At 59.5% G+C, this 20,716-nt stretch carries 22 protein-coding genes and 3 pseudogenes; 16 read left to right on the forward strand and 9 right to left on the reverse strand.

Annotated features, from left to right (window positions below; all coding sequences use genetic code 11):
• Positions 1 to 105: 105 nt before the first annotated feature.
• The 14 genes and pseudogenes from ONR75_RS10255 (at position 106) to ONR75_RS32745 (ending at position 12,187) form a co-directional block, all read left to right on the forward strand.
• Positions 106 to 906, forward strand: a complete 801-nt coding sequence (locus ONR75_RS10255; RefSeq protein WP_265082491.1) for a toluene monooxygenase — start codon at positions 106 to 108, stop codon at positions 904 to 906.
• 19 nt (positions 907 to 925) lie between these two features.
• Positions 926 to 1,936 carry a 2Fe-2S iron-sulfur cluster-binding protein gene (locus ONR75_RS10260; protein WP_265082492.1) on the forward strand — a complete coding sequence of 337 codons (1,011 nt, stop codon included), beginning with the start codon at positions 926 to 928 and terminating at the stop codon, positions 1,934 to 1,936.
• A gap of 11 nt (positions 1,937 to 1,947) precedes the next feature.
• Positions 1,948 to 2,283, forward strand: coding sequence for a Rieske 2Fe-2S domain-containing protein (locus tag ONR75_RS10265; protein ID WP_265082493.1), 336 nt, complete (start codon positions 1,948 to 1,950; stop codon positions 2,281 to 2,283).
• A 403-nt stretch (positions 2,284 to 2,686) separates the two neighbouring features.
• A pseudogene (locus ONR75_RS10270) lies at positions 2,687 to 2,928 on the forward strand (acetyl-CoA carboxylase).
• Entirely contained in the window at positions 2,925 to 4,310 is a 1,386-nt protein-coding gene (locus ONR75_RS10275; protein ID WP_265082494.1) for an acetyl-CoA carboxylase biotin carboxylase subunit, read from the forward strand. The pseudogene ONR75_RS10270 and the gene ONR75_RS10275 overlap by 4 nt, the downstream one beginning before the upstream one ends.
• Positions 4,310 to 5,185, forward strand: coding sequence for a 5-oxoprolinase subunit B family protein (locus ONR75_RS10280; protein WP_265082495.1), 876 nt, complete (start codon positions 4,310 to 4,312; stop codon positions 5,183 to 5,185). Before ONR75_RS10275 ends, ONR75_RS10280 begins: the two co-directional genes overlap by 1 nt.
• A complete protein-coding gene (locus ONR75_RS10285; protein WP_265082496.1) occupies positions 5,175 to 6,149 on the forward strand; it encodes a biotin-dependent carboxyltransferase family protein in 975 nt (324 codons plus the stop codon). Before ONR75_RS10280 ends, ONR75_RS10285 begins: the two co-directional genes overlap by 11 nt.
• Positions 6,150 to 6,163: 14 nt before the next feature.
• A complete protein-coding gene (gene torT / locus ONR75_RS10290) occupies positions 6,164 to 7,231 on the forward strand; it encodes a TMAO reductase system periplasmic protein TorT (protein WP_265082497.1) in 1,068 nt (355 codons plus the stop codon).
• 43 nt (positions 7,232 to 7,274) lie between these two features.
• Positions 7,275 to 8,813, forward strand: a complete 1,539-nt coding sequence (locus tag ONR75_RS10295; RefSeq protein WP_265083613.1) for a sugar ABC transporter ATP-binding protein — start codon at positions 7,275 to 7,277, stop codon at positions 8,811 to 8,813.
• Positions 8,800 to 9,837: an ABC transporter permease gene (locus ONR75_RS10300; RefSeq protein ID WP_265082498.1), complete on the forward strand. Its 1,038-nt coding sequence runs from the start codon at positions 8,800 to 8,802 to the stop codon at positions 9,835 to 9,837. The genes ONR75_RS10295 and ONR75_RS10300 overlap by 14 nt, the downstream gene beginning before the upstream one ends.
• A gap of 260 nt (positions 9,838 to 10,097) precedes the next feature.
• Entirely contained in the window at positions 10,098 to 10,307 is a 210-nt protein-coding gene (locus ONR75_RS10305) for a tautomerase family protein (protein ID WP_265082499.1), read from the forward strand.
• A 220-nt stretch (positions 10,308 to 10,527) separates the two neighbouring features.
• Positions 10,528 to 10,668 (forward strand): annotated as a pseudogene (locus tag ONR75_RS10310) (DUF2235 domain-containing protein); the annotation flags it as partial.
• A 78-nt stretch (positions 10,669 to 10,746) separates the two neighbouring features.
• Positions 10,747 to 11,832 (forward strand): IS5 family transposase, encoded by a 1,086-nt coding sequence (locus ONR75_RS10315; RefSeq protein ID WP_265079700.1) that lies wholly within the window; start codon positions 10,747 to 10,749, stop codon positions 11,830 to 11,832.
• A 133-nt stretch (positions 11,833 to 11,965) separates the two neighbouring features.
• Positions 11,966 to 12,187 carry a phospholipase effector Tle1 domain-containing protein gene (locus ONR75_RS32745; protein WP_413776505.1) on the forward strand — a complete coding sequence of 74 codons (222 nt, stop codon included), beginning with the start codon at positions 11,966 to 11,968 and terminating at the stop codon, positions 12,185 to 12,187.
• A gap of 594 nt (positions 12,188 to 12,781) precedes the next feature.
• Here ONR75_RS32745 and ONR75_RS10325 read toward each other — a convergent pair.
• From ONR75_RS10325 to ONR75_RS10340, 5 genes are all read right to left on the reverse strand, one after another.
• Complete coding sequence (locus tag ONR75_RS10325; RefSeq protein WP_413776506.1) at positions 12,782 to 13,921, reverse strand: tyrosine-type recombinase/integrase; 1,140 nt, start codon at positions 13,919 to 13,921, stop codon at positions 12,782 to 12,784.
• The gene (locus tag ONR75_RS32750; protein ID WP_413776456.1) at positions 13,837 to 14,157 is read right to left on the reverse strand and encodes a helix-turn-helix domain-containing protein; all 321 of its coding nucleotides are present in this window, start codon (positions 14,155 to 14,157) and stop codon (positions 13,837 to 13,839) included. The genes ONR75_RS10325 and ONR75_RS32750 overlap by 85 nt, the downstream gene beginning before the upstream one ends.
• A 59-nt stretch (positions 14,158 to 14,216) precedes the next feature.
• Entirely contained in the window at positions 14,217 to 14,999 is a 783-nt protein-coding gene (locus ONR75_RS10330) for a hypothetical protein (RefSeq protein ID WP_265082501.1), read from the reverse strand.
• Positions 15,000 to 15,010: 11 nt separating this feature from the next.
• Positions 15,011 to 15,202, reverse strand: a complete 192-nt coding sequence (locus ONR75_RS10335; protein ID WP_265082502.1) for a hypothetical protein — start codon at positions 15,200 to 15,202, stop codon at positions 15,011 to 15,013.
• Between the two features lie 353 nt (positions 15,203 to 15,555).
• Positions 15,556 to 15,975 carry a hypothetical protein gene (locus tag ONR75_RS10340; protein WP_265082503.1) on the reverse strand — a complete coding sequence of 140 codons (420 nt, stop codon included), beginning with the start codon at positions 15,973 to 15,975 and terminating at the stop codon, positions 15,556 to 15,558.
• A gap of 360 nt (positions 15,976 to 16,335) precedes the next feature.
• Between ONR75_RS10340 and ONR75_RS10345 the strand changes: the two genes are divergently transcribed.
• Positions 16,336 to 16,701, forward strand: a complete 366-nt coding sequence (locus ONR75_RS10345; RefSeq protein ID WP_265082504.1) for a hypothetical protein — start codon at positions 16,336 to 16,338, stop codon at positions 16,699 to 16,701.
• Positions 16,702 to 16,820: 119 nt separating this feature from the next.
• Here the strand turns inward: ONR75_RS10345 and ONR75_RS10350 are convergent, their stop codons facing one another.
• From ONR75_RS10350 to ONR75_RS10365, 4 genes and pseudogenes are all read right to left on the reverse strand, one after another.
• Positions 16,821 to 17,318: an IS5 family transposase gene (locus ONR75_RS10350; RefSeq protein ID WP_265082505.1), complete on the reverse strand. Its 498-nt coding sequence runs from the start codon at positions 17,316 to 17,318 to the stop codon at positions 16,821 to 16,823.
• Positions 17,319 to 17,400: 82 nt separating this feature from the next.
• Positions 17,401 to 17,574, reverse strand: a pseudogene (locus ONR75_RS10355) (transposase); the annotation flags it as partial.
• A 34-nt stretch (positions 17,575 to 17,608) separates the two neighbouring features.
• Positions 17,609 to 18,247: a hypothetical protein gene (locus ONR75_RS10360; protein WP_265082506.1), complete on the reverse strand. Its 639-nt coding sequence runs from the start codon at positions 18,245 to 18,247 to the stop codon at positions 17,609 to 17,611.
• 1,054 nt (positions 18,248 to 19,301) lie between these two features.
• Positions 19,302 to 19,478: a hypothetical protein gene (locus ONR75_RS10365; protein WP_265083936.1), complete on the reverse strand. Its 177-nt coding sequence runs from the start codon at positions 19,476 to 19,478 to the stop codon at positions 19,302 to 19,304.
• A 911-nt stretch (positions 19,479 to 20,389) separates the two neighbouring features.
• On the opposite strand from ONR75_RS10365, the gene ONR75_RS10370 reads away from it, so the two are divergent.
• Positions 20,390 to 20,689 (forward strand): nuclease-related domain-containing protein, encoded by a 300-nt coding sequence (locus ONR75_RS10370; protein WP_265082507.1) that lies wholly within the window; start codon positions 20,390 to 20,392, stop codon positions 20,687 to 20,689.
• Positions 20,690 to 20,716: the final 27 nt, after the last annotated feature.

The raw sequence follows: 20,716 nt of genomic DNA on the forward strand, positions 1-20,716 counted from the left end.
ATCGTGTCGACGAATCTGTTGTGGCACACCAGAGACGCCGAGCATCCCTGGGATGTCGACGGCTTCATGGGCGACTGGTTCACGAAGAACCTGTTCGGATCGCCGTTGAAGCACGAGAACTGGAACGCCTTTCGTGACCCCGACGAGACGGTCTACCGGACCTACAATATCCAGCAGGACGGGCAGGAATCATATGTCGACGGCCTGCTGGAGCAATTCGCCCGCGACGAGCACGACGCCGCCTTGCCTCAAGCCTGGGTGCCGCTGCTTGCGAAGCTCTACACGCCGCTGCGCTATCCGCTGCACGCCATTCAAATGAATTGCGGCTATCTCGCCAGCATCGCGCCGGCCAGTACGATCTGCGGTGCTGCGATGTTCCAGGGCGGCGATGCACTGCGATGGTTGTCCCGAATCGCCTATCGGACGCGCGAGCTCGCCAACGCCCATCCCTACGCAGGCTTTGCGCGGGACGAACGCAAGAACTGGGAGACCGGGCCGGAATGGCAGGGCTTCCGTGAGCTCGCTGAAAAGATGCTGGCGACCTATGATTGGGGGCAGAACTTCTTCGTCATGAACGCGATCTTCAAGCCAGCACTTGAGGAGGCCGCACTCAAGCAGTTGGCGATCGGGGGCAGGCGAAACCAGGACGCTCTGCTGCCTCTGCTGACGGACGCCCAGATGCGGGATAGCGCGCGCTCGCAACGTTGGACCTCGGCCTTGATCGAGATGGCGATGCAAGAGCCGGCAAACCGCTCCGTTCTGAACGAATGGGAGAGGAAATGGGTGCCGCTGGCCGACAAGGCCATCAGCACGTATTGCGACGCCATCCCGGACAACCCGACCGCCAAGAAGACGGCGCTGGCGAATATGCGTCAATATTGGGCGAGCGTCGGCTTGGCTGCGTAGGACGGTAGGAGTGGCAGACGTGGTTCCGATTGAGATCGCTGACGGCAAGGGCCGGTTCGACGTCGGATCTGACGACGTCGTGCTCCGCGCGGCGTTGCGCGCGGGGGTGGGCTTTCCCTACGAATGCAACGCGGGGGCCTGCGGCAGTTGCAAGTTCCAGCTGATCTCCGGCAATCTCGTCGTGCCGGCCGACCTTACGCCGGCGGAATCGGAGCGTGATCGTGCTCGCGGGCGCTATCTTGCCTGCCGCGTGTCGGCAAGCAGCGCCTGTACGATCAAGGTCCGAACCGACGACACGTATGTGTCGCAACATCTGCCGAGGCGCTTCGAAGCCCAGCTTTCCGATATCATCCCACTCACGCCCGATATGAGCGAGTTTGTCCTGTTGTCGGAAACGCCTGCCGAATTTCGCGCGGGGCAATACGCACTGCTGTCGCTGACAGCGGACGGCCCGAAGCGGGTGTACTCGATGGCCAACGTGCCGAATAACCGTGGCGAATGGCGTTTCATCGTGAAGCGCGTGCCTGGAGGCGCGTTTTCCGACCCGCTGTTTCGTTTGCCGACCGGGACCGGGATCCATGTCGACGGGCCTTACGGCACAGCCTACGCGCGGCCGGAGATCGACCGAGACGTCATCTGCATCGCCGGCGGCGCCGGCTTCTCGCAGATGTTGTCCGTGGCGCGCGGCCTCGCTGTTTCCGGCATGATGCAGGACCGGACGCTTCGCTTCTATTATGGCGGCCGGAGGCTCGTCGATGTCCCAAGCTTGAAGAACGTTTCGGACCTCGCGCCGGACCTCGGCGAACTCCGCCAGATCATCGTCGTATCCGAGCCCGAGGACAGCGCGCAGGGCTGGGGCGGTCCCACCGGCTTTGTGCACGACGTCGTCGGCCGCGATTTCAGCGGCCCCTGGGCGGATAACGAATACTACCTGTCGGGCCCTCCACCGATGGTCGACGCGACCCTGCGGATGCTCGTGATCGAGAAGCAGGTCCCACATGAACGCATCCATTTCGATCGATTTTTCTGAACGAGACGAGAATGGCATTTCAACGCGTATGTACGCTCGACGACCTCTGGCAGGGCGAAATGATGAACTACACCGTGGGTGGGATCGACGTCCTCCTGGTGCATACGGACGCGGGGCAACTGGTCGCGACGCAGGCGATGTGCCCGCATCAGGAAGTGGAGCTGGTGCAAGGCGAGTTGAGCGGCTGCATCCTCACCTGCCGCGCGCATCTCTGGCGGTTCAACGTCGTCGAGGGCAAGGGCATCAATCCCGATCATGCCGAGCTCGCGATTTATCCGATCAAGGTCGAAGATGACGTTGTGTATGTCGACGTCGAAGGCGTGGAGCCGAAGTTTGCGCATTCCTGAGCACATGGTCCCGCGAGTTGACGGAAATCGGCCAATCGCGCGTCGGGAGAATGGCGGAGTAACTGCGAAGGGCGCCCAGGCCCGGGCGGTCGGCGAGTGATGAGGTGCAAGATGGGAGATCGCGGTGACTGGTCCAAGTGAAAGCCGGATGGCGCTGGAAGCGGGGCCATCGGATGCGGTGGATTACGCAGCCGCGGGTGGACCGGAGCTCCGGGACCTCATCGGCGGCATGCCTGCACCGGCCGCGAGTCCTCGAACGGCATGTCGATGTCGTCTGACGTCCGATCAGGGAACGGATGCGTACGAGACTTGCGCCCTGCGGGACGCATGGATGAACGGCTCCGGAAAGCGCCGAAGGTAACCGGTCGACCGTTTCAACCTCATATTAGCCGAGGATCGTCTGATGAGCACCAAGCAAATACGAGCTCCGATGCCTGGAACATTTTATCGTTCTTCGGCCCCTGATCAGCCCCCTTTAAGTCGGACAGCGACGCCGTGTCGAGCGGCGACACGATCGGTCTGATCGAAGTCATGAAGACCTTTCATGCCGTTCATGCCGGCGTCGATGGCAAGGCGATCCGCTTTGTCGCCGAAAATGAAGACCCCGTCATGGCCGGCCAGGTGATCGCCGAGGTGGACGAATGACCATTCGCTCGCTTCTCGTCGCGAACCGGGGCGAGATCGCGGTTCGCATCATCAAGGCGGCCCAGGCGCTCGGCATCAGGACCGTGCAGGTCCACAGCGCCGCCGATGCGGACATGCTCGCCGTGAAATTGGCCGATGAGGCGATCGACATCGGCCCTCCGGCCGCCAAGAAGTCGTATCTCAACATCGACGCCGTGATCGGTGCCGCCAAGAGCGCCCGCGTCGACGCAATTCATCCAGGCTACGGATTTCTGTCCGAGAACGCCGATTTTGCCGATGCGGTCGAAGCGGCGGGGATAATCTTCGTCGGCCCCAGGGCCGATGCAATCCGCCTGCTCGGCGACAAGGTCGCCGCACGCGAAGTCGCCAAAAGGGCCGGGGTTCCCACAGTGCCCGGCAGCGATGGGCGCGTATCCGGGATCGGTGCCGCACGGGAAATTGCCGACAAGACAGGCTTTCCGATCATGATCAAGGCTGCTGCCGGCGGTGGAGGCCGCGGCATCCGCATTGCCAACGACATGGCCGAGCTCGAGAGCCAATACCCGCTTGCGTCGGCCGAGGCTCTGGCTGCCTTCGGTGATGGCGGACTCTATCTGGAGAAGGTCATCGCTCGTGCGCGCCATGTCGAGGTGCAGATACTCGGCGACGGCGAGAATGTCGTGCATTGTTACGAGCGTGAATGCTCGCCGCAGCGCCGCCGCCAGAAGGTGTGGGAAGAAGCGCAAGCCTTCCTGCTCCCGGACAGCGTTCGCCAGGAGCTTTGCGCCAGCGCTGTGGCACTCGCGCGGGAAGTGAAATATCGCGGTGCCGGAACCGTCGAATATCTCTATGACGACGAGACGCAGGAATTTTACTTCATTGAGGTGAATACCCGCATTCAGGTCGAGCATCCGGTGACGGAGATGATCACCGGCATAGACCTCGTGCAGGAAATGATCCGTGTTGCCGGTGGTGCCAAGCTGTCCGTCGACCAGCGCGACATCGTACCGCGCGGCCACGCCATCGAGTGCCGCATCAATGCCGAGGATGTGTCTCGCGACTTCATGCCGACGCCAGGCCGGATCACCCGACTCAACGTGCCGGAAGGCGAAGGCGTCCGCTTCGATACGATGCTGTACGCCGGCTATTCGATCCCGCCCTTCTATGACTCGTTGCTGGGCAAATTGATCGTCTGGGCGGAAAGCCGCGATGCGTGCCTCGATCGGCTGAGGAAGGCGTTACAACATCTGGAGATTGGCGGCGTTCCAACGACGGTTTCGCTGCATCTTGCTCTGGCCAATGACGAGAGCGTGCGTCGCGGGGCGTTTCATACGCGCTTTCTCGAAGGCTGGCTCGAAGCCGAATTCAGCAGACAATCCCAATCCAAGTCCGAGGTGGCGTGATGGGTATTCGATATTCATTCGGGGGCGACGAACATCTTTTCGTTGAGTGCAACGAGGAGATGTCGCTCGATGCTTTCTTCAAAAGCCTGTCGATGACCAACGGCATCCGCGACAGCAAGATCAGAGGGGTTACTGAAATATGTCCGGCCAACGCCTCGTTTCAGGTCAAGTTCGATCCAGACGTCATCAAGCCTGACGACCTGCTGCGTGAGGTGATGTCCATAGAGGGCGCGGCGGCCAATTCCGAACCGGTCATCCGCACACGCATCATCGAAATTCCGGTTTTATACAACGATCCCTGGACGCGCGAGACGCTGATGCGTTTTCGTGAACGCCACCAGGATCCGGCCAGTACCGATCTCGAATATGCTGCCCGTATCAACGACTACAATTCGGTCGACGACTTCATCGCGGCGCACGCCGGCTCGCCTTGGTTCGTATCGATGGTCGGCTTCGTGGCCGGCCTTCCGTTCATGTACCAGATGGTCGAGCGGCGGCGGCAAATTCAGGTGCCGAAATATCTGCGGCCTCGTACCGACACGCCGCGGCTCACCATCGGTCACGGCGGTTGTTTCGGTTGCATCTATTCGGTGCGCGGGGCGGGCGGTTATCAGATGTTCGGCGTCACGCCGATGCCGATCTTCGATCCGACCCAGACCACGAGCTACCTGCGCGACTTCATGGTGTTCTTCCGGCCTGGCGACATCGTGAAGTTCAAGCCGGTCGACCGTGCCGCCTACGACCAGGCTGTCGAGGAGGTCGACAGTGGCCGGTTCGCGCCGCCCATTCGCGACGTCAGCTTCGACCTGCGCGAATTCACCAAGGACATTGACGGCTACAACGCCAAACTGGAGGGCGTTCTCAATGGCCATTAAGGTCGTGCATCACGGACTTTCCACCACCGTTCAGGATCTTGGGCGTCCCGGCTACTTTCATCTCGGAATTCCGCTCGGCGGCGCGATGGATCGCTACGCCATGCGAGCGGCAAATCTGCTGGTCGGTAACGACGAGAGCGCCGCCGGGCTCGAAGCAGTTTTTGTGGGGCCTCAGCTCGAGTTCACCGCGGACGCGCTCGTCGCTGTCACTGGCGCTGCCATGCCGGTCAAACTGGACGGGGCCGAGCAGCCCGGCTGGACCGCGCTCAAAGTCAAGGCCGGCCAGACGTTGACATTCGACTTCCTCGAGTCGGGAGCGCGCATATGCATCGCTGTCAGCGGCGGCATTGACGTTCCCGTGCAGTTGGGTAGCCGCTCGACCTATCCGATCGGCGCCCTGGGTGGTTACAAGGGGCGGCCGCTTCAGCCGGGCGACGAACTGCCGGTGGGCGACGGTAGCCTCTCGCATGAGGGCCGCAGCGTCGACAAAAGCTTGCGGCGCCAACCTGGCACACCGGCCGAACTGCGCGCCTTGCCTGGCCTTTACTGGCATCGCTTGACGGAAGCCTCGAAGGAAACATTCTTTTCCGACGAATGGAAGGTCGCCAACGAGGCAGACAGGATGGGCTATCGGTTCAAGGGCGGCCGCAAGCTCGATCTTGTCGAACGCGGGCAGCCTTTCGGCGCAGGCTCGGATCCGTCGAACATCGTCGACAGCTGCTATCCCTATGGATCGATCCAGGTGCCCGGCGGAACGGAGCCGATCATCCTGCATCGCGATGCGGTTTCCGGCGGGGGCTATTTCATGGTCGGCACGATAATCGCGGCGGACATGGATCTGATCGGACAGCTGCAGCCGCACACGCCGACGCGCTTCGTCAAAGTGAACATGGACCAGGCGTTGGCCGCGCGGGCCGACGAGGCCCGTCGTTTGGAACGTCTCCGTGCTTCTCTGAAATCGTAACTGGGGAATGTGAAATGAATCTCCGCTCAACTCTGCTGACCGGTTCTGTTTTCGCGCTTTTCGCCAGCTCGTCTTACGCAGACGATTGGTTTCCTTACAAGGCGATGAAGACCGAACCGCCCTTCGCCGCCGGAGGCAAACAGGAAGAGGTCTTGTACACGCCGCTTTCGAAGGCCAGTCAGCCCTGGAAGATCTGCGTGTCGTTTCCGCACATGAAGGACGCCTACTGGCTCGGGGTGGATTATGGCGTTGTGGACGAAGCCAAGCGGCTTGGCGTGTCGATGAATTTGCTCAACGCCGGCGGATACACCGAACTCAAGACCCAGATTTCGCAAATCGAGGATTGTGTCGCCAACGGCGCGCAGGCGGTGGTGATCGGCGCGATCTCGCTCGATGGCTTGAACAATCTGGTGGCGGAGGTGAGCAAGAAGGGGATCCCGGTCATTGATGTGGTGAACGGCATTTCATCGCCGGACGTCGCGGCCAAATCGCTCGTCTCCTTCTACACGATGGGCCATTCGGCCGGCGAATACCTTGCCAAGAAACATCCAGCCGGCAGCAAGGACGTGAAGGTTGGTTGGTTTCCGGGGCCGGCTGGCGCAGGCTGGGTCGAAGCTGCGAACAAGGGTTTTCAGGACGCTGTCAAAGATTCCGCGGTGAAAATGCTCGATGCGAAATATGGCGATACCGGCAAGGAGGTGCAGCAGAAGCTGGTCGAGGACGTGTTGCAATCAAATCCGGATATTCGCTACGTCGCCGGCACCGCCGTGACCGCCGAGGCGGCGCAGGGCGTCATCCGCGAACGCGGCCTGCAGGGGTCCGTCAATTTGCTGGCATTCTACATGACGCCCGGCGTCTATGACGGCATCAAGCGTGGTTTCATTCTTGCGGCGCCCGCGGACTCCATGGTCGTTCAGGGCCGAATCGCGATCGACCAGGCCGTGCGCATTCTCGAGAAGAAAGACTACATCAAACATGTCGGTCCGAAGATATTCGTTGTCGACCAGCAGAACGTGAACGGCGTTTCGCGCACGAGCATCCTGCCGCCGGAAGACTTCAAGCCCCTGTTCAAGGTGAACTGATTGTTCGGCCGGTCCAGTCCGGCAGAACCAGCGTCGGTTGGTGATGATGTTGACCGTTTTGGGCGAGCCGCTTCTGGTCGAGATGACCGGGATCTCCAAGGACTTTCCGGGCGTCAAAGCCCTGTCCGGCGTCGATTTTCAACTCAGGCATGGCGAAGTCCATGTGCTGTTCGGTGAAAACGGCGCCGGCAAGTCCACGCTCATCTCGATCCTGTCCGGGGTCTATCGTCCCACGGCCGGCATCTTGCGTGTGAACGGAGAGGAAGTTCATTTCCGATCCGTGCAGGACGCCCGCAGAGCGGGCATAGGGACGGTCTTTCAGGAGCTGTCGCTGGTTCCCACACTCACCGTGATCGAGAACGTACATCTCGGACAGGAGCTGCAGCGCGGGCTGCTGATCGATCGCAAGGCCATGGAGCGCGATACCCGTGCATTGTTCGGCACGCTTGGCTTCGACATAGACGTCGGTCTGCCCGTATCGCGGCTGTCGCGCGCTCAACAGCAGATGGTCGAGATCGCCAAGGCGATTCACGCGAAGGCCCGCGTCCTCATTCTGGACGAACCGACCGCCTCATTGACCGAACGGGAGACGGAAAGGCTGTTCGGGTTCATCAGGCAGGCGCGCCAGCGTGGCGTCGGCATCGTCTATATCTCACACCGCATCCAGGAGTTCTCGCAAATAGCGGACCGAATAACGGTGCTGCGCGACGGCAAGCTGATCGCAACCGTCGATCAGAAGGCGACATCGGAAAGCGCTCTTGTGACCCTGATGATGGGCAGGGCGATCGACAAGGTCTATCCGCATATCAACCGCCAGCCCGACGGCGAGACGGTCTTGTCAATGCGCGGCGTTCACGCCGCAGGCGTCAACGGCGTCGACATCGATGTGCGAGCCGGCGAAGTGCTGGGCGTGGCCGGTTTGGTCGGGTCGGGCAAATCGCGGGTCTGGCGCAGCATTCTCGGGTTGCAGCCTCTCAAGGCCGGAACGGTCGTCCTGTTCGGAAAGAACGTCAGCGGTTCGCCGACGCGCAAGCTGTTGCATTCCGGCGTCTTCTACATGTCGCCCGACCGCAAGGCGGAGGGGCTCGTGCTCTCGGCCTCCCCGCGCGACAACATACAGCTGGATTTGCTCGATCGGATTGATCTGGCCGGGCGGTTCGGTCTGAGGTCGCTGCGCCGCACGCGCGCCGTGGCCGATGCGATCGGCGCGCGCGTCGACCTCGCGCGACGTTCGATGCCGAAGACGGTCGCAGCGCTGTCCGGAGGAAATCAGCAGAAGGTCCTGTTCGGCAAGGGGCTGGGACAGGACCGCCGCATCTATATCTTCGACGAGCCGACGATCGGCGTCGATATGGGGACGCGCAGCCAGCTCTATCTTCTGATCCGCGACCTCGCCGAGGCAGGCAAGGCCGTGGTCGTCATTTCCTCCGACCTGCCGGAGGTGATGCATTTGGCGCACCGGCTGCTCGTTTTTTCCAACGGCAGGATTTCAGCCGAGCTCGAGGGGGACGATCTCGTCGAGGACGTGGTGCTTCGTCATTTCTTCAAAGAGTCGAGGAGGCCACTGGATGAGCACGCCTGACGCGGTGGATAACAGTCCCACCACAACGCTTGGCCAGTCCGCGGTCCACGCATTCAAGGCGCTTTTTCTGAGGATCGGTGTGTTGCCGTTCTTTCTGGCGGCCGCTCTGATCTTGTTTTCGCTGGCTTCGAGCAACTTCCTGACCGTCAGCAATCTGACCAATGTGGCGCGACAGTCGGTCTATCTGATCCTGGTATCGATCGGGCAAATGGTTGTGTTAATCACCGGCGGCTTCGATCTTGCGGTCGGCACGGCCATCGCGCTCACCTCCGTGGTCGGCGCGCTCTCCATGGTGGCGTTGGCTGTGATGATGCCGGAACATATCTGGCTCGTGATCGTCATTGGCAGTCTGGCCGGAGTCGGTGCCGCACTGGTCATCGGCTGTACTAACGGCCTCGGCATCGCGCAATTCGCCGTATCGCCTTTCATCATGACACTTGGTGTACAGTCGGTCGGCGCGGGACTGGCGCTCTATCTGACCGGTGGTGTGCCGGTGTCGCGCCTGCCTGTCGAGTTCGGCAATACGTTCGGCTTCGGACGAATTTTCGGTGTGCCGGTTCCGGTCGTCGTTGCGGTGACTGCCATTCTCGTCACCTGGATTATGATGAACCGCACCCGACTCGGCGTGCAGATTTACGCTGTCGGCGGCAACATGAAAGCTGCACATCTGTCGGGGATCAATACGAAGAAGGTGCTGTTCCTGGCCTATTTGTTCAGCGCGCTTCTTGCATCCATCGCCGGCCTCTTGCTCACGGCCCGCGTCGAGTCGGGAGAGTCCAATCTTGGCGGGTCGATGGCACTCGAGTCGATCGCGGCCTGCGTCATCGCGGGCGTATCATTGCGCGGTGGCATTGGGCGCGTCGAAAGCGTCGTGCTCGGTGCGTTCTTCATCGCGCTGGTCCAGAACGGCATGAACATCGCGCAGATAGGCTCTTACTTGCAGATGGTTCTTCTCGGCGGGCTGCTCATTCTCGCGGTGATTATCGATCAGTTCCGCTACCGCATGCTGATAGGGCCCGTCTGAGATGTGCTTCAGGATTGCAAGACAGCCGAAAGATGAAATCGTGGGTTCTGGATGCCGCGCTGAGCCCAAGGTTGACCGGGGGCAGACTTCAGGCCGCAAAATGTCCGCTCGGTCCGCCGTGGCCGGTTCATCTGTGAGCCAACACGAGCGCGCAGGTACCATCTATCGCGTCCCAATCGCTACGCAGATCCTCGGTGTGTCGCCCATTGGATCGGCGATAGCGAACTGAGAAGTTCACCCACCAACAAGTTGGAGCAGACATGCCTTTCATTCGTGTAGACTGGTTTCCAGGACGGACTCTCGAGCAGAAGCGTGAGCTTGCAGAGGTGCTGACGCGGGAGTTCGCGCGCATCGCGAAGTGCAAACCCGAGACCATCAATTTCATTTTCACAGAGGTCAAGCGAGACGATTGGGGGCGCAACGGAAGACTCTTCTGCGATGCATACGAGTACGAAAACGATCCAGAGTAGGTCGACGGGCATTTGCAACGAGGCAGTTCCTGACGGCTTCTGTTATTTGGCGCGCCGTTTGTATCGGCCTACCGCGCAGTAGCGACTTCGTGGCCCTCCACACGCAAAGCCGCCGCACAGTGGCCGCGCCCCTGAACTCAATGCGGCAGCCGAAAGTCGGGCCTCTGCGTTGAATCAAGGCGTCGCTGTAGATGTCGGTGCCGAACGAAAGCCGGAGGGACCGCTAACCCGCGACGACGTTGCATCTCAGTTTGCTCGAATTGCTTCGACGAGATGGGCCACGATCACGTTTGTGGGGGTCTGGGACACGGTTGCGAGTGTTATCGTCCCGCGGCCGGACAGATTTTATACATTCAGTCTAGCAGTCTGCTGAAAAACCAGCTCGCCAAGCGGTTTTCTTGATGATTCACTTTGTCATCTCGAATCGGTGGAGACGAGCATGCGCGGCAATTTTGTGGATCAGGGCGGGTTGTTTTCGTACATTTCACCAGACAAGCGGGTGCCGACGAACCACCCTCTGAGGAAGATCCGCGAGCTTGTCCGGGATGTGCTGGGTGAGTTGAGCCGTAGCCTGGCGAAGCTTTACGCCAGCGAGGGACGTCCTTCGATTCCTCCCGAACAATTACTGAGCGCGCTGTTGCTGCAGGTGTTCTACGGCATCCGCTCGGAACGCCAGCTGATGGAGCAGCTGAACTATAATCTTTTATATCGCTGGTTCGTAGGGCTTTCACCGGACGATCCGGTCTGGGACCCGACCACCTTCACCAAGAACCGCGACAGGCTGCAGAACGGCGAGGTGTTTGCGAAGTTCATGGCCAGGCTCCTGAACCATTCCCAGGTCAGGCCGCTATTGTCGAACGAGCATTTTTCGGTGGACGGGACGCTGATCGAAGCCTGGGCTTCGCAGAAGAGCTTTCGTCCCAAGGACGGCAGTGGCGACGATGACAACGGCGCCAATTTCCATGGCCAGAAGCGCAAGAACGACACCCATGCCAGCACCAGCGATCCCGACAGCAGGCTCTACCGCAAGGCGGCCGGGCGCGAGGCCAGGCTTTGCTATATGGGCCACGCGACCATGGAGAACCGGCATGGCCTGGCAGTCGCCGGCATGGTTACGCACGCCAATGGCACGGCCGAGCGCCGCGCTTCGGAGACGATGTTGAAGGCTCGGCGCAAGACGGCCCGCCGCCGCATCACGGCCGGTGAGGACAAGGCCTACGACACCGCCGATCATGTGGCCAAGCTTCGCGCCATCGACGTGACGCCGCATGTGACGCAAAACAACGCCGTCACCAAAGCCGGCAAGACCCGCACCAGCGCCATCGACGATCGCACCACACGACATCCCGGCTATGGCATGTCGCAATCACGCCGAGCGATGATCGAGTGCATCTTCGGCTGGGGCAAACAACACGGCACCATGCGCAAGACCAAGCATCGCGGCATCGGTCGCGTCGCCGCCGACTTTCTCCTTAACCTGATCGCCTACAATCTGATCCGCATCCCCAAACTGCTCGCAGCATAGGCCACCGGCTTCGGGGACAACCCCGGCACCCCGCCGATAAGCGCGCTCCCTCACCGCTCCCCACTTCGATAACGACCGCAGAGAGACAAGAAAACTCTCAAATCTAGGGTTTTTCAGCAGACTGCTAGAGAAGCTGGCGAATACTCAGCAGAATCCCAGCGTGAAGGCGTTCCGCCAGGCGATTGCGATCGACGAGCGTAGACGAATGTTTCGGTTACATTCTTGGGATGAGCCCCAGAAGTATACGCACAACCGATTCAGCCTGGCGCAGGAAACGGTAGGCATCTATGGATTCTTCTCGAACCTGCTCCACAGCCGGGGCAGAGACTCGTGTCGCTGTTGGCGCGAACGGTAATCACGGTCGTGTCGCCGTCGCAGATGGCGCTCTCGACATCTAACCCGTGAGGGACCAGCGCCGATGGACGAAGGGCTCGCTGCATCTTGTTGATTCCTTTGTGAAACCAACGCGAGCCGACTCTTGAACTTCATCAAAAGTGAGTCAGAGCCCAATATTGCAGGCCGAATGACACGAGGGGCAACGCTAAGCGACAGCCTGAAATAGCAATTTGAGATGGCTGCATGTCCCCGCTTTGAACCTGTCTGTGGCCGGCTTCGCGCACTCGGAGCCACTTAGGCAGTGCTGCGCGAAAAGGCGGTGACTCGGATCGCGAGCAGCACGCCTTGTTTCTCCATCGCGCCAGGACGGCGGTGGCGGAGGCAACTTTTAGCACCCTCCTAAACGAGCGTGCCCCTGCTGTGCCCCAGCTTTTTCGGGGTACACTCCGAGGGAGTAAGGCCGCTAAGTGTTTTGATTTCCTGGAACAATGGTGGGCGCACAAGGGATCGAACCTTGGACCTCTCCCGTGTGAAGGGCGTGGGTCTGTTCTATTTCACATTTAGTTTCAACGAGTTGGAATGTCGTCGGATGTGCGAACACGGCAATTGCACGTCAAGCTGCACGGCCTTCCTGCCATTTCAGGTACGCGGCTTCGCCCGCCTCGCGCTGGGCCTTTTTCAGTGTCGGGGCTCGGCGTCTCACAAGCTTAACGGGATCGCGCATCCAATCGGCGTCGAGCCATTCCTGAATCACCGGAAGCGTGTTGATGGCCTCGATCAATGGGGTTTGCGGCACGTTCGTATAATGGCGGCTCATGTCGTCTGTGGCGTGGCCTAGAATCTGATCCTTCTTGTGACTGTGGACGTTGTTCATGACCAACTGCGTCGAGACGGTGTGGCGGGCGGTGTAGGGCGCCACGTCGAAAACCTGCGAGCGGAGCCGGGCGGCGGCGATCCCCTTCTTCATCTGCCCGCCGTTATCGTCATAAACTGTGAAGGGTTCGTTTTCCCATGTGCGGACCAAGCGCCCCGGCCGGTTCTCGACCATGTCGGTGAGCAGGGGAACAAGGGCCTCATGGATCGGGACGCCACGCGCCTCGCCAATTTTAGACTGCGGCAAGGTGATCCACCGGCCGGGCACGTTTACCTGCGGCGTGTTCATGACAAACAACTCGATTGGGCGCATGCCGGTGTAGAACAGGATGGTAAAGATCGCGGCATTGGCTGGCGAGCAGTCGCGGATGAAGCGCCACGCCAGATCGTATGCGACCGGGTAGGAGCCGACTCGCTTCGGCCCGAAGCTAACGACGTTGGTGCCCTTGGGATTCTTTGGCCGTATCCACATTCGGAGGTCGGCCCATTCCATCGCGACAGCGTGACGCCATACCGCGATGAAGGGCGTCCATAACTGGCGGTTGAGCGTGTCAGGTCGGACGCCGGGATAGAGTTTCTTCCCGATGGCGTTCATGTCATTCTGGGTGATCTTGCGCAGCACAACGCCATTTAGATGGGCCATGAGGCCGGACCATTCCTGCTTCTCTTCGTCGAACGTGCCAAGGAAGCGGTGAGACCCTCCGTTCTCAAGGTAAGACTCCACGGCCTGATCGAAGGTCACCACGGCCTTCTTGCCGTGGACGACCTCGGTCAAGAGGTCACCTTCCTTCTTCGTCAGGAGGCCATGCGCCGCTTTTTTGTTAGCCGTCTTTGTAGATTCGTAGACTTCCCGGCCTTGGGCATCGGTGCCCCGAATGATGAAGTTGCCCTTACCGGGCGTTCGCTGCCAGAGGTAGAGCCGCATGACTGCATTCCATTCCAGATCGTGATGATGTCTCGTTCCTCGAAGCGGTACTCACGACCGATGCGCGCGGCATTGGCGAGATGCTTCGAGACCAAAATATAGAGCGTCTTCCGAGAGACGCGCAGCCGCGCCATTACCTCGACCGTCGTCAGAATCGTGCCAAGCGGAATATTATCGTTATCGTGTCTCATTGGCGTCGATCCTGCAATTGTCCATTCCAATCGTCCGAACTAAAGCCTGTTTCGCCCCCTCACTCGCGCGGCCAATGGGCGGTGCCGCCAGCAAATCCCGGCGGAAGGAAGATCTCGGACAGCGACGCCTCGTATCGACCGGGCCGATGGCTCGTGCGCCGAACGACGATCTCCCGGCGTTCCAGCTTCGGCTCAGGATAATAGCCAAAGACCCGATCGAAGGTGCAGCGCGGGCGGATAAGCTCGCCATTGCTGTCCCTTTTCGCCGGCTCCATGGTCCCGTCGTGATGAACCCAAACGTCGCGCAATTCCCGATGCTCGGACGCCTCCTGATCGGGATGCTTGCGATGCACCGTATCGTATGAAACGACGGGGGCAGCGACCGGATTGTGCCTCAATTCGGCGTTGATGGCGTTCGTCTCGGCAGCATACTGCCCAAGACGGGCCAGGCAGTCACCGAGCTTGCTGGCATGCACATCAACGGCGGTAAGCAGCGCTCCAACGTCCTTTGAGATCGCCTTGCGCAACGCTTCCGCTCTCTGACGAAGAGCTTCGTCGCCGGCCTTCTTGGCGGCGGCTTCTTCGGAAGCGATCACCTTCGGAAGTTCATCGCTCAAACGCGCAATGGCGCCGTCGAGCCGCGCGATAGCACGCTTGGTTGCCGCGTTCCCGGCTTCGGCCGCAACGTGCTGAGCGTCGGTCATCGTGGCGACATCAGCCATCTCTCCGTCCAGCTTGACCTTAAGGGCCGCGATTTCAAGTTCGCTGCGCTCGATGGCGCTGAGGATCATCGTCGACGTTGCGACCGACTTACCGCCGAAAAACTTTTGCAAAAAAACCATTTCTAAAATCCCTACTGTGCGTCGGTCAGCGCGGCGCCAGCACGGAGCCAGGCATGATATGCGGTGTGTTCGACTGAGGTCGCGAAAGCGAGATTGTTGTCCATCCGGTTGCGCGCGCAAAACTTCGCGTCCTCGAGAGACTGCCGCGCAATGGCGAGGTTGGTCGTTGCGGACTTCAGGTTTTCAAGAAGGAGGGTGCTCATGATGCGCCTCCTACCGTGTGATCCGACAACCAGCGCTGGAGGTCGGCGACAGGGTAGGCGGGGCGATCACCGACCGATAATGACGATCGGTCCAAGGCCCCTGTTCTGGAGGCTTCGGAGGGTCTTGGGACAGCGTCCAAGCACCTTGGCAGCTTGGACGCGTGACAGAAATCGTTGAGATCGTTGCATCAGAACACCTTGTGAGCCCCGTTCGGGTAGCGGTTGCGCCATCCGTTTGGCGGTTGAGAATTGCTTCCTGAAGGGAGGAAGCAGTCGCATTATGGGGAGAACAGGGGCGGGCCACAGGACCATTCCGGTAGCCCTTAGTGGCGCAAGCCGCCGGACGCGGCGGCTCAGCCAGCACCGGCCGAATCACGCGCACGCTTATTGCGTTGCTGCATGCCAATATCGATCAACGCCGCCCACACCTCGGGCAGGCCGGTCGCTAACTTGGTCGCCACGGCGTCCAGTTCGCCTGCCAGGTCGGGAGACAAGACCTCCAAGGACGGCGTCGGGGTGAAATTCCAGCCAAGCGAATTGAGGACAGCTTCGAGGGATTCGAGGCCCGGCTTATTCTTGCGGCGCCAGGCCTTCATCGTTGCCCGCAGCACGCCGCTCGACTCTTGGACCTCGTCGTAGGTGCGCCCCTGCCTTCGCATTTCTGCAAAGACCAGTCGCGTGTGAGGACCGACCCTCGCGGGGATGGTCAAATTGCGGGAGCGACGATTGAGGGGCTGGCGATAAAGCGGGCCGTCTATTCGATCATATTTCATGATCGAATAATGAGAGGAGGGGCCGGCTGAAGGGAGCCCAGTCGAGTAGCTCGTGTGGCGGTAGTGAAGTGAAATGCAGAGAACATCAACCCGACGGCGTACCTTCATGCGAAGTAATAGGGATAGTGCAGATCACCTGCCACTCGCTCAAGACCGTGCAGGAAATTCTCGACCGGCATTATCTCAATCGCAATGTTCGTTTGGCCGAGAGCGCCATGGTGAAGCTCGAAGTGAGCGAGGCATCGTCAGGATCACCGGCTTCAAGTCGCTTCGGGAGGAAGAGCGTAGACAATCGGAGCGAGTTTCACCATCCTGAGCCACCATCGCAAGACCGTACGGGTAGGAACTGAGGGAGATGTGATGCGGCTTATTCTGGTGCTGGCCTTTTGCTTCGCTAGCTCCCCTGTTTTTGGAGATGTCGAAAAACGTTGGACAAACCCGGCGGATCATGAATTTTGCGCGAGACCGGAAACCCTACGGGCGATGGCACGCGTCGTGCCACGCATTGTCAGGATTGAGCAGGTAAAGGCTGGAGAGCAGTACTGCTTTTCCGCCGACGAGCGACTGTGCCGCCCTAATCCAAAATCTAAAGTCCGCGCTTGCCACGCCCTAACAGTTTGGGTCGACTTTCAAAAGCCGATCCCTAGCGTCTTCACTATCGACAAGGGGAATGCCCTTAACAATCGGTTCATGTCGGACTTTCAACGCAATGCAAACGGTATGTAGAACTATCTATTGCTTTCTAATAAGGGGTGGCGCGCTTTCCACGTTAGTATTGTGGTGCCGTCCCACTTTTGGAAGGTGAAGGTGCGGGTACTTGGGTCATATCCTAGGGTCCGGACTCACTACAGCCACCAGATGACGGCTGCGGCGAGGCTGATGGCACTCATGAAGTTTCGGACGTTGCGGTCGAATCGGGTGGCGATGCGTCGCCAGTCTTTGAAGCGGCAGAACATACGCTCGATGACGTTGCGCTGCTTGTAGATGGCGCGGTCGTAATCGTATTGGATCTTGCGGCTCTTGCGCGGGGGAATGACGGGCTCGGTGCCACGCTCGACCAACCACTCGCGCAGCGCCTGGCTGTCGTATCCCTTGTCCGCGACGAGTTCGGCCGACGGTGGCATCGCCTCGATGCAGAGCTGCGCAACCCTGCAATCGTGAACGTTTCCGGGCGTCAGGAGCAGGACGCAGGGGCGCCCCTTTTCATCGCAGACCGCATGGAGCTTGGTGTTTCGTCCGCCTTTCGTGCGGCCGATACCATGAGCCAAGGCCCCCTTTTCCACCGCCTGCGCAGCGGTGAACCTTGATGCAGCTGCTGTCGATGAACAGCCGGTCCGGCGCATCGCCTGCTCCCGCCAGCTCACTGAAAATGCCTTGCCAGATGCCGCGTTCGGACCAGCGGACGAACCGGTTATAAAGCGTCTTCTTTGGCCCATAGACGTCGGCGCAGTCGGCCCAACGGCCGCCACAGCGCAGGGCATGGACGATCCCGCTTAGCACACGACGATCATCTACCCGGGGCTTGCCGCGCACGCCGGTCGGAAGCAGCGGCTCAATTCGAGCCCACTGCGCATCGGAAAACCAAAAGAAATCACCCATCTCACCGCCTCCTCGATGAGGCAGTGAATCACGATCAGGCTGCCAGGGGAATCCGGCTATTGGGTCCGGACCCTAGTATGCCTCTCTCTCCCGTGCGGAAGACTACCATATCGCGCGAAATCGGCCCAAATTCGACTTTCGTTAAAACGGGCTGACCCTTTAATGTTTTATAGGTGCTATCAACGCCGAGGCTAAAGGAGAATAGAAGCATTGCAACAATAGACGCGAAAATTAGCGTCCCCGGCTTCCTGCTCACGTTCATCGGCGGGGCGCACGCTACCATTCCACCGACGATGATGAACGCGCCGAGGAATATTCCCGACATGTCCCGTGTGCGTGTGCTCACTCCGGCTATGACGACGGCGACGATCAACGAACCAATTATCCAAAGACGCTTCCACTTAACGGTCCGTTTGCCGTCACTCTCCGCTTCTGCGAAGATCGAAATTGTTCCTGTATAAACATAAAGAAGAGCCATCAGGGAAAATAGGAAAATCATCAGCAAGGCTTGAGGAATTTCAGACAGAGCAAAGCCAAGATGCTCAGTGATCGTAAAAAGGCTGTACGAGCCGACCCCAAGTGGATCAAAAGTTCCAGCGTCCCAAGCCAGGGCCATTCCAGACACGGAAGCAGGCAGGGTGACCAACGCATCTTTTAAATTGAGTTCGGCCATCTCGAATCGCCCTCGTCCAGCATTCAGTATGCCAGCCGTAGGGGTCTTGTTAGATCCATTTTCTTTGTATGAACGCGGAAATAAGCCAAGACAATCAACGAGAGGCCACGACAGCTGTGTGCACCTAAGTGCTTGGCAGATCGACGGCGTCTACGACTCGGCTAACACTACTTCTCACGCGATGTTTTTAGCACAGAGCAACGCGAGGCGATTTGCACCTGGTCCGACCGCATGATTGAGGTCATCGAGGCCCGTACTGGCTTTATTCTGGAAGGGGACTAGATCACCTCTGAAAAGCTGCCGAGCTTTGCTCTAATCGGTCTCGTCAGGGAGGTGGCGCGTGGGCAGCCAATCACCCGCGACCGCGCGACATAACCCACGTTGTTCAGTTTGTTCGACGGTCCGTGCAAGCTCTACTGTTCCCACAAAATAATCCAACAAAATCAGCACATTGCAGAAGGACCCTAGGGAAGGCCCATGGCTCAGTTTGCCATCCTTGACGTTTTGTTTTTGAATTGTATCAACGAGACATAACAAAATGTATCGTGGCATAACAAATAACAGCTTTCTCTATGCAGCAGTCCGGGCCATGCTTAAGGCTCACCGGAGGTAGGCAGCATGGCTAAAGCTCAAGCGGTTGGTATCGGCGTTTATTTGGGGTCGGCGGTCGTCGTCGCCTACTGCCTGGGGTTCAACCCCCGCACGGTGTGCTTCCCGGCGCAATCTTATCGGCACTGGCCCTGTATATGTTAGCCGTGCCCGCCATGATCTACAGCCGCGGGTAGCTGCCGATTGCTCGATGTCAGCGCCCGGTTCGCCGTGCTCTTCGGCCTCGATTGCGTGCGCCTCTTCGTGGATCTCGGCTGCATATCCCGCCAGCGAAACGCGCTCGGATTCCACCGTCATCGAGCGCGAGAGTTCGCACGCGTTCGGCTTATTCGCGGCGCTCTTTGGCTGACGGCTTTGTTATGCGATCACAACGAGCAAGGCCCGCAGCGGTCGCAGGGAGGCCAAGCATTTCGAGAAGCGTTCGGGGCTCATGACCCGAACGATCTCAGAAGGCCGCGCCAGCGCCGAACAGGGCGGCACCGGCGGACATTCCGCCGATGGCAAGCTGCCAACTTGGGACGGCATCGCGGGACGCCTTCTGCTGTTCAGCAAGGGACTTGCGGGTCTCTTCCTGCATAAGCTCGATGCGAGTGACTTGCTCTTGAAGGTCCATAACGGCCAAGCACGGTGTTATCGGGGTTCCCTCACAACAGCCGAGGATCACCTACTTCGATATGTCCGCAATGCGCGGACAATGTGGGTGTCTGTCAACACCCAAAACCCGCTAAGGTCTCATCGGCGGATGGTCCAGGTCGGGCCCCGGTCGATCTTGATGAACGTCTTAGACGCTGTGTGTCGCAGATCGAAGGCCCGTCTTTTCACCTTTCCGGCGGGTAAGAAGGCCATCAGTATTTCAACCCATCAATTCCCGGTACTCGATTCAGGGATCTCCGACCAGACAAGCACTACAAGTAATGGTGTGCCTTGGTTCGTGCGCCGTGCCTAGGGTATGGAAGGCGAGCAGCCGCGTTGTGCCAATCGACTAAGGCGCGCAGCCACTCGGTGCGGGGAGAAGCGTGAAGTTCACCAACCACATGCTATCCTTCAGGGAGGGGAAATTGAAGAAGTCGATTCGCTTGTCATTTGTGACAGCGGCAACGCCAGTGCCGCCTGATCGTTAGGATCTGTCTTACCGGGCGCTGCGCTGCAAAATCGCTGGCGGCAACGACGGCAATCGGCCAGATTGCCGATATCCGCAAAGGGGCAGTGGATTGCCCTGCGGACTAGGCGCGGCGTCGGTGCCGAAGGTGCAGACTGCAGCAATTATGCCACCAACGTTGTCTCAGAATTTTGGCGCGGTAGCGCAATCTGACGCCACGAAACGTGATCTCACAAGCAAGCTGCGTTTCGCTACGCTCTTGGTTGATAGCCGATTGTGCGCCAGTGAGGCTGTTGTTGCTTGACCGGCCGCAACACTGTTGCAACATTGCGCAGCGCCACAACGGCCACCTTGTGTACATTCGAATGGCCGCGGCTTGAACCGACCTGAGGTTTGGCGCAAACAACAAAAGCTTTGAGACTTTCGGAGGGTGAATGGCCTGCAAAGTTAAGTATCTCAGTAGCGCGGGCATCCAACATCGCGAAGTCAAAGGCCTTCAGGCGCTTGCTGACGCATTTCCTATAAATTGGCTCGTTTACGCGTCGCTTAATGCGTTTCCCAAGAATAGCGCGCCAATCGAGATCGACGTTTTCGTCGTAATGGATGATCGAATCGTACTCTTGGAGCTAAAGGACTGGAATGGGCCGCTCACCGCTAAGGGAGATATGTGGGTCCATGCAGGCAAGCGAGAGCGCTCGCCAGTTATCCTTGGGAACGAGAAAGCAAAAAAATAAAAGGGATAGTTAAAAATCAAATTCCAC

Origin of the sequence: Rhodopseudomonas sp. P2A-2r (assembly GCF_026015985.1) — a bacterium.
GTDB lineage: Bacteria > Pseudomonadota > Alphaproteobacteria > Rhizobiales > Xanthobacteraceae > Tardiphaga.

Bases quoted from the DNA above. Each gene is read 5' to 3' on its own strand.
- ONR75_RS10265 (WP_265082493.1), top strand. From the start codon at position 1,948: ATGGCATTTCAACGCGTATGTACGCTCGACGACCTCTGGCAGGGCGAA.
- ONR75_RS10275 (WP_265082494.1), top strand. From the start codon at position 2,925: ATGACCATTCGCTCGCTTCTCGTCGCGAACCGGGGCGAGATCGCGGTT.
- ONR75_RS10280 (WP_265082495.1), top strand. From the start codon at position 4,310: ATGGGTATTCGATATTCATTCGGGGGCGACGAACATCTTTTCGTTGAG.
- ONR75_RS10285 (WP_265082496.1), top strand. From the start codon at position 5,175: ATGGCCATTAAGGTCGTGCATCACGGACTTTCCACCACCGTTCAGGAT.
- torT (WP_265082497.1), top strand. From the start codon at position 6,164: ATGAATCTCCGCTCAACTCTGCTGACCGGTTCTGTTTTCGCGCTTTTC.
- ONR75_RS10295 (WP_265083613.1), top strand. From the start codon at position 7,275: ATGATGTTGACCGTTTTGGGCGAGCCGCTTCTGGTCGAGATGACCGGG.
- ONR75_RS10300 (WP_265082498.1), top strand. From the start codon at position 8,800: ATGAGCACGCCTGACGCGGTGGATAACAGTCCCACCACAACGCTTGGC.
- ONR75_RS10305 (WP_265082499.1), top strand. From the start codon at position 10,098: ATGCCTTTCATTCGTGTAGACTGGTTTCCAGGACGGACTCTCGAGCAG.
- ONR75_RS10315 (WP_265079700.1), top strand. From the start codon at position 10,747: ATGCGCGGCAATTTTGTGGATCAGGGCGGGTTGTTTTCGTACATTTCA.
- ONR75_RS32750 (WP_413776456.1), bottom strand. From the start codon at position 14,157: ATGAGACACGATAACGATAATATTCCGCTTGGCACGATTCTGACGACG.
- ONR75_RS10330 (WP_265082501.1), bottom strand. From the start codon at position 14,999: ATGGTTTTTTTGCAAAAGTTTTTCGGCGGTAAGTCGGTCGCAACGTCG.
- ONR75_RS10335 (WP_265082502.1), bottom strand. From the start codon at position 15,202: ATGAGCACCCTCCTTCTTGAAAACCTGAAGTCCGCAACGACCAACCTC.
- ONR75_RS10340 (WP_265082503.1), bottom strand. From the start codon at position 15,975: ATGAAATATGATCGAATAGACGGCCCGCTTTATCGCCAGCCCCTCAAT.
- ONR75_RS10345 (WP_265082504.1), top strand. From the start codon at position 16,336: ATGCGGCTTATTCTGGTGCTGGCCTTTTGCTTCGCTAGCTCCCCTGTT.
- ONR75_RS10350 (WP_265082505.1), bottom strand. From the start codon at position 17,318: ATGCGCCGGACCGGCTGTTCATCGACAGCAGCTGCATCAAGGTTCACC.
- ONR75_RS10360 (WP_265082506.1), bottom strand. From the start codon at position 18,247: ATGGCCGAACTCAATTTAAAAGATGCGTTGGTCACCCTGCCTGCTTCC.
- ONR75_RS10370 (WP_265082507.1), top strand. From the start codon at position 20,390: ATGGCCTGCAAAGTTAAGTATCTCAGTAGCGCGGGCATCCAACATCGC.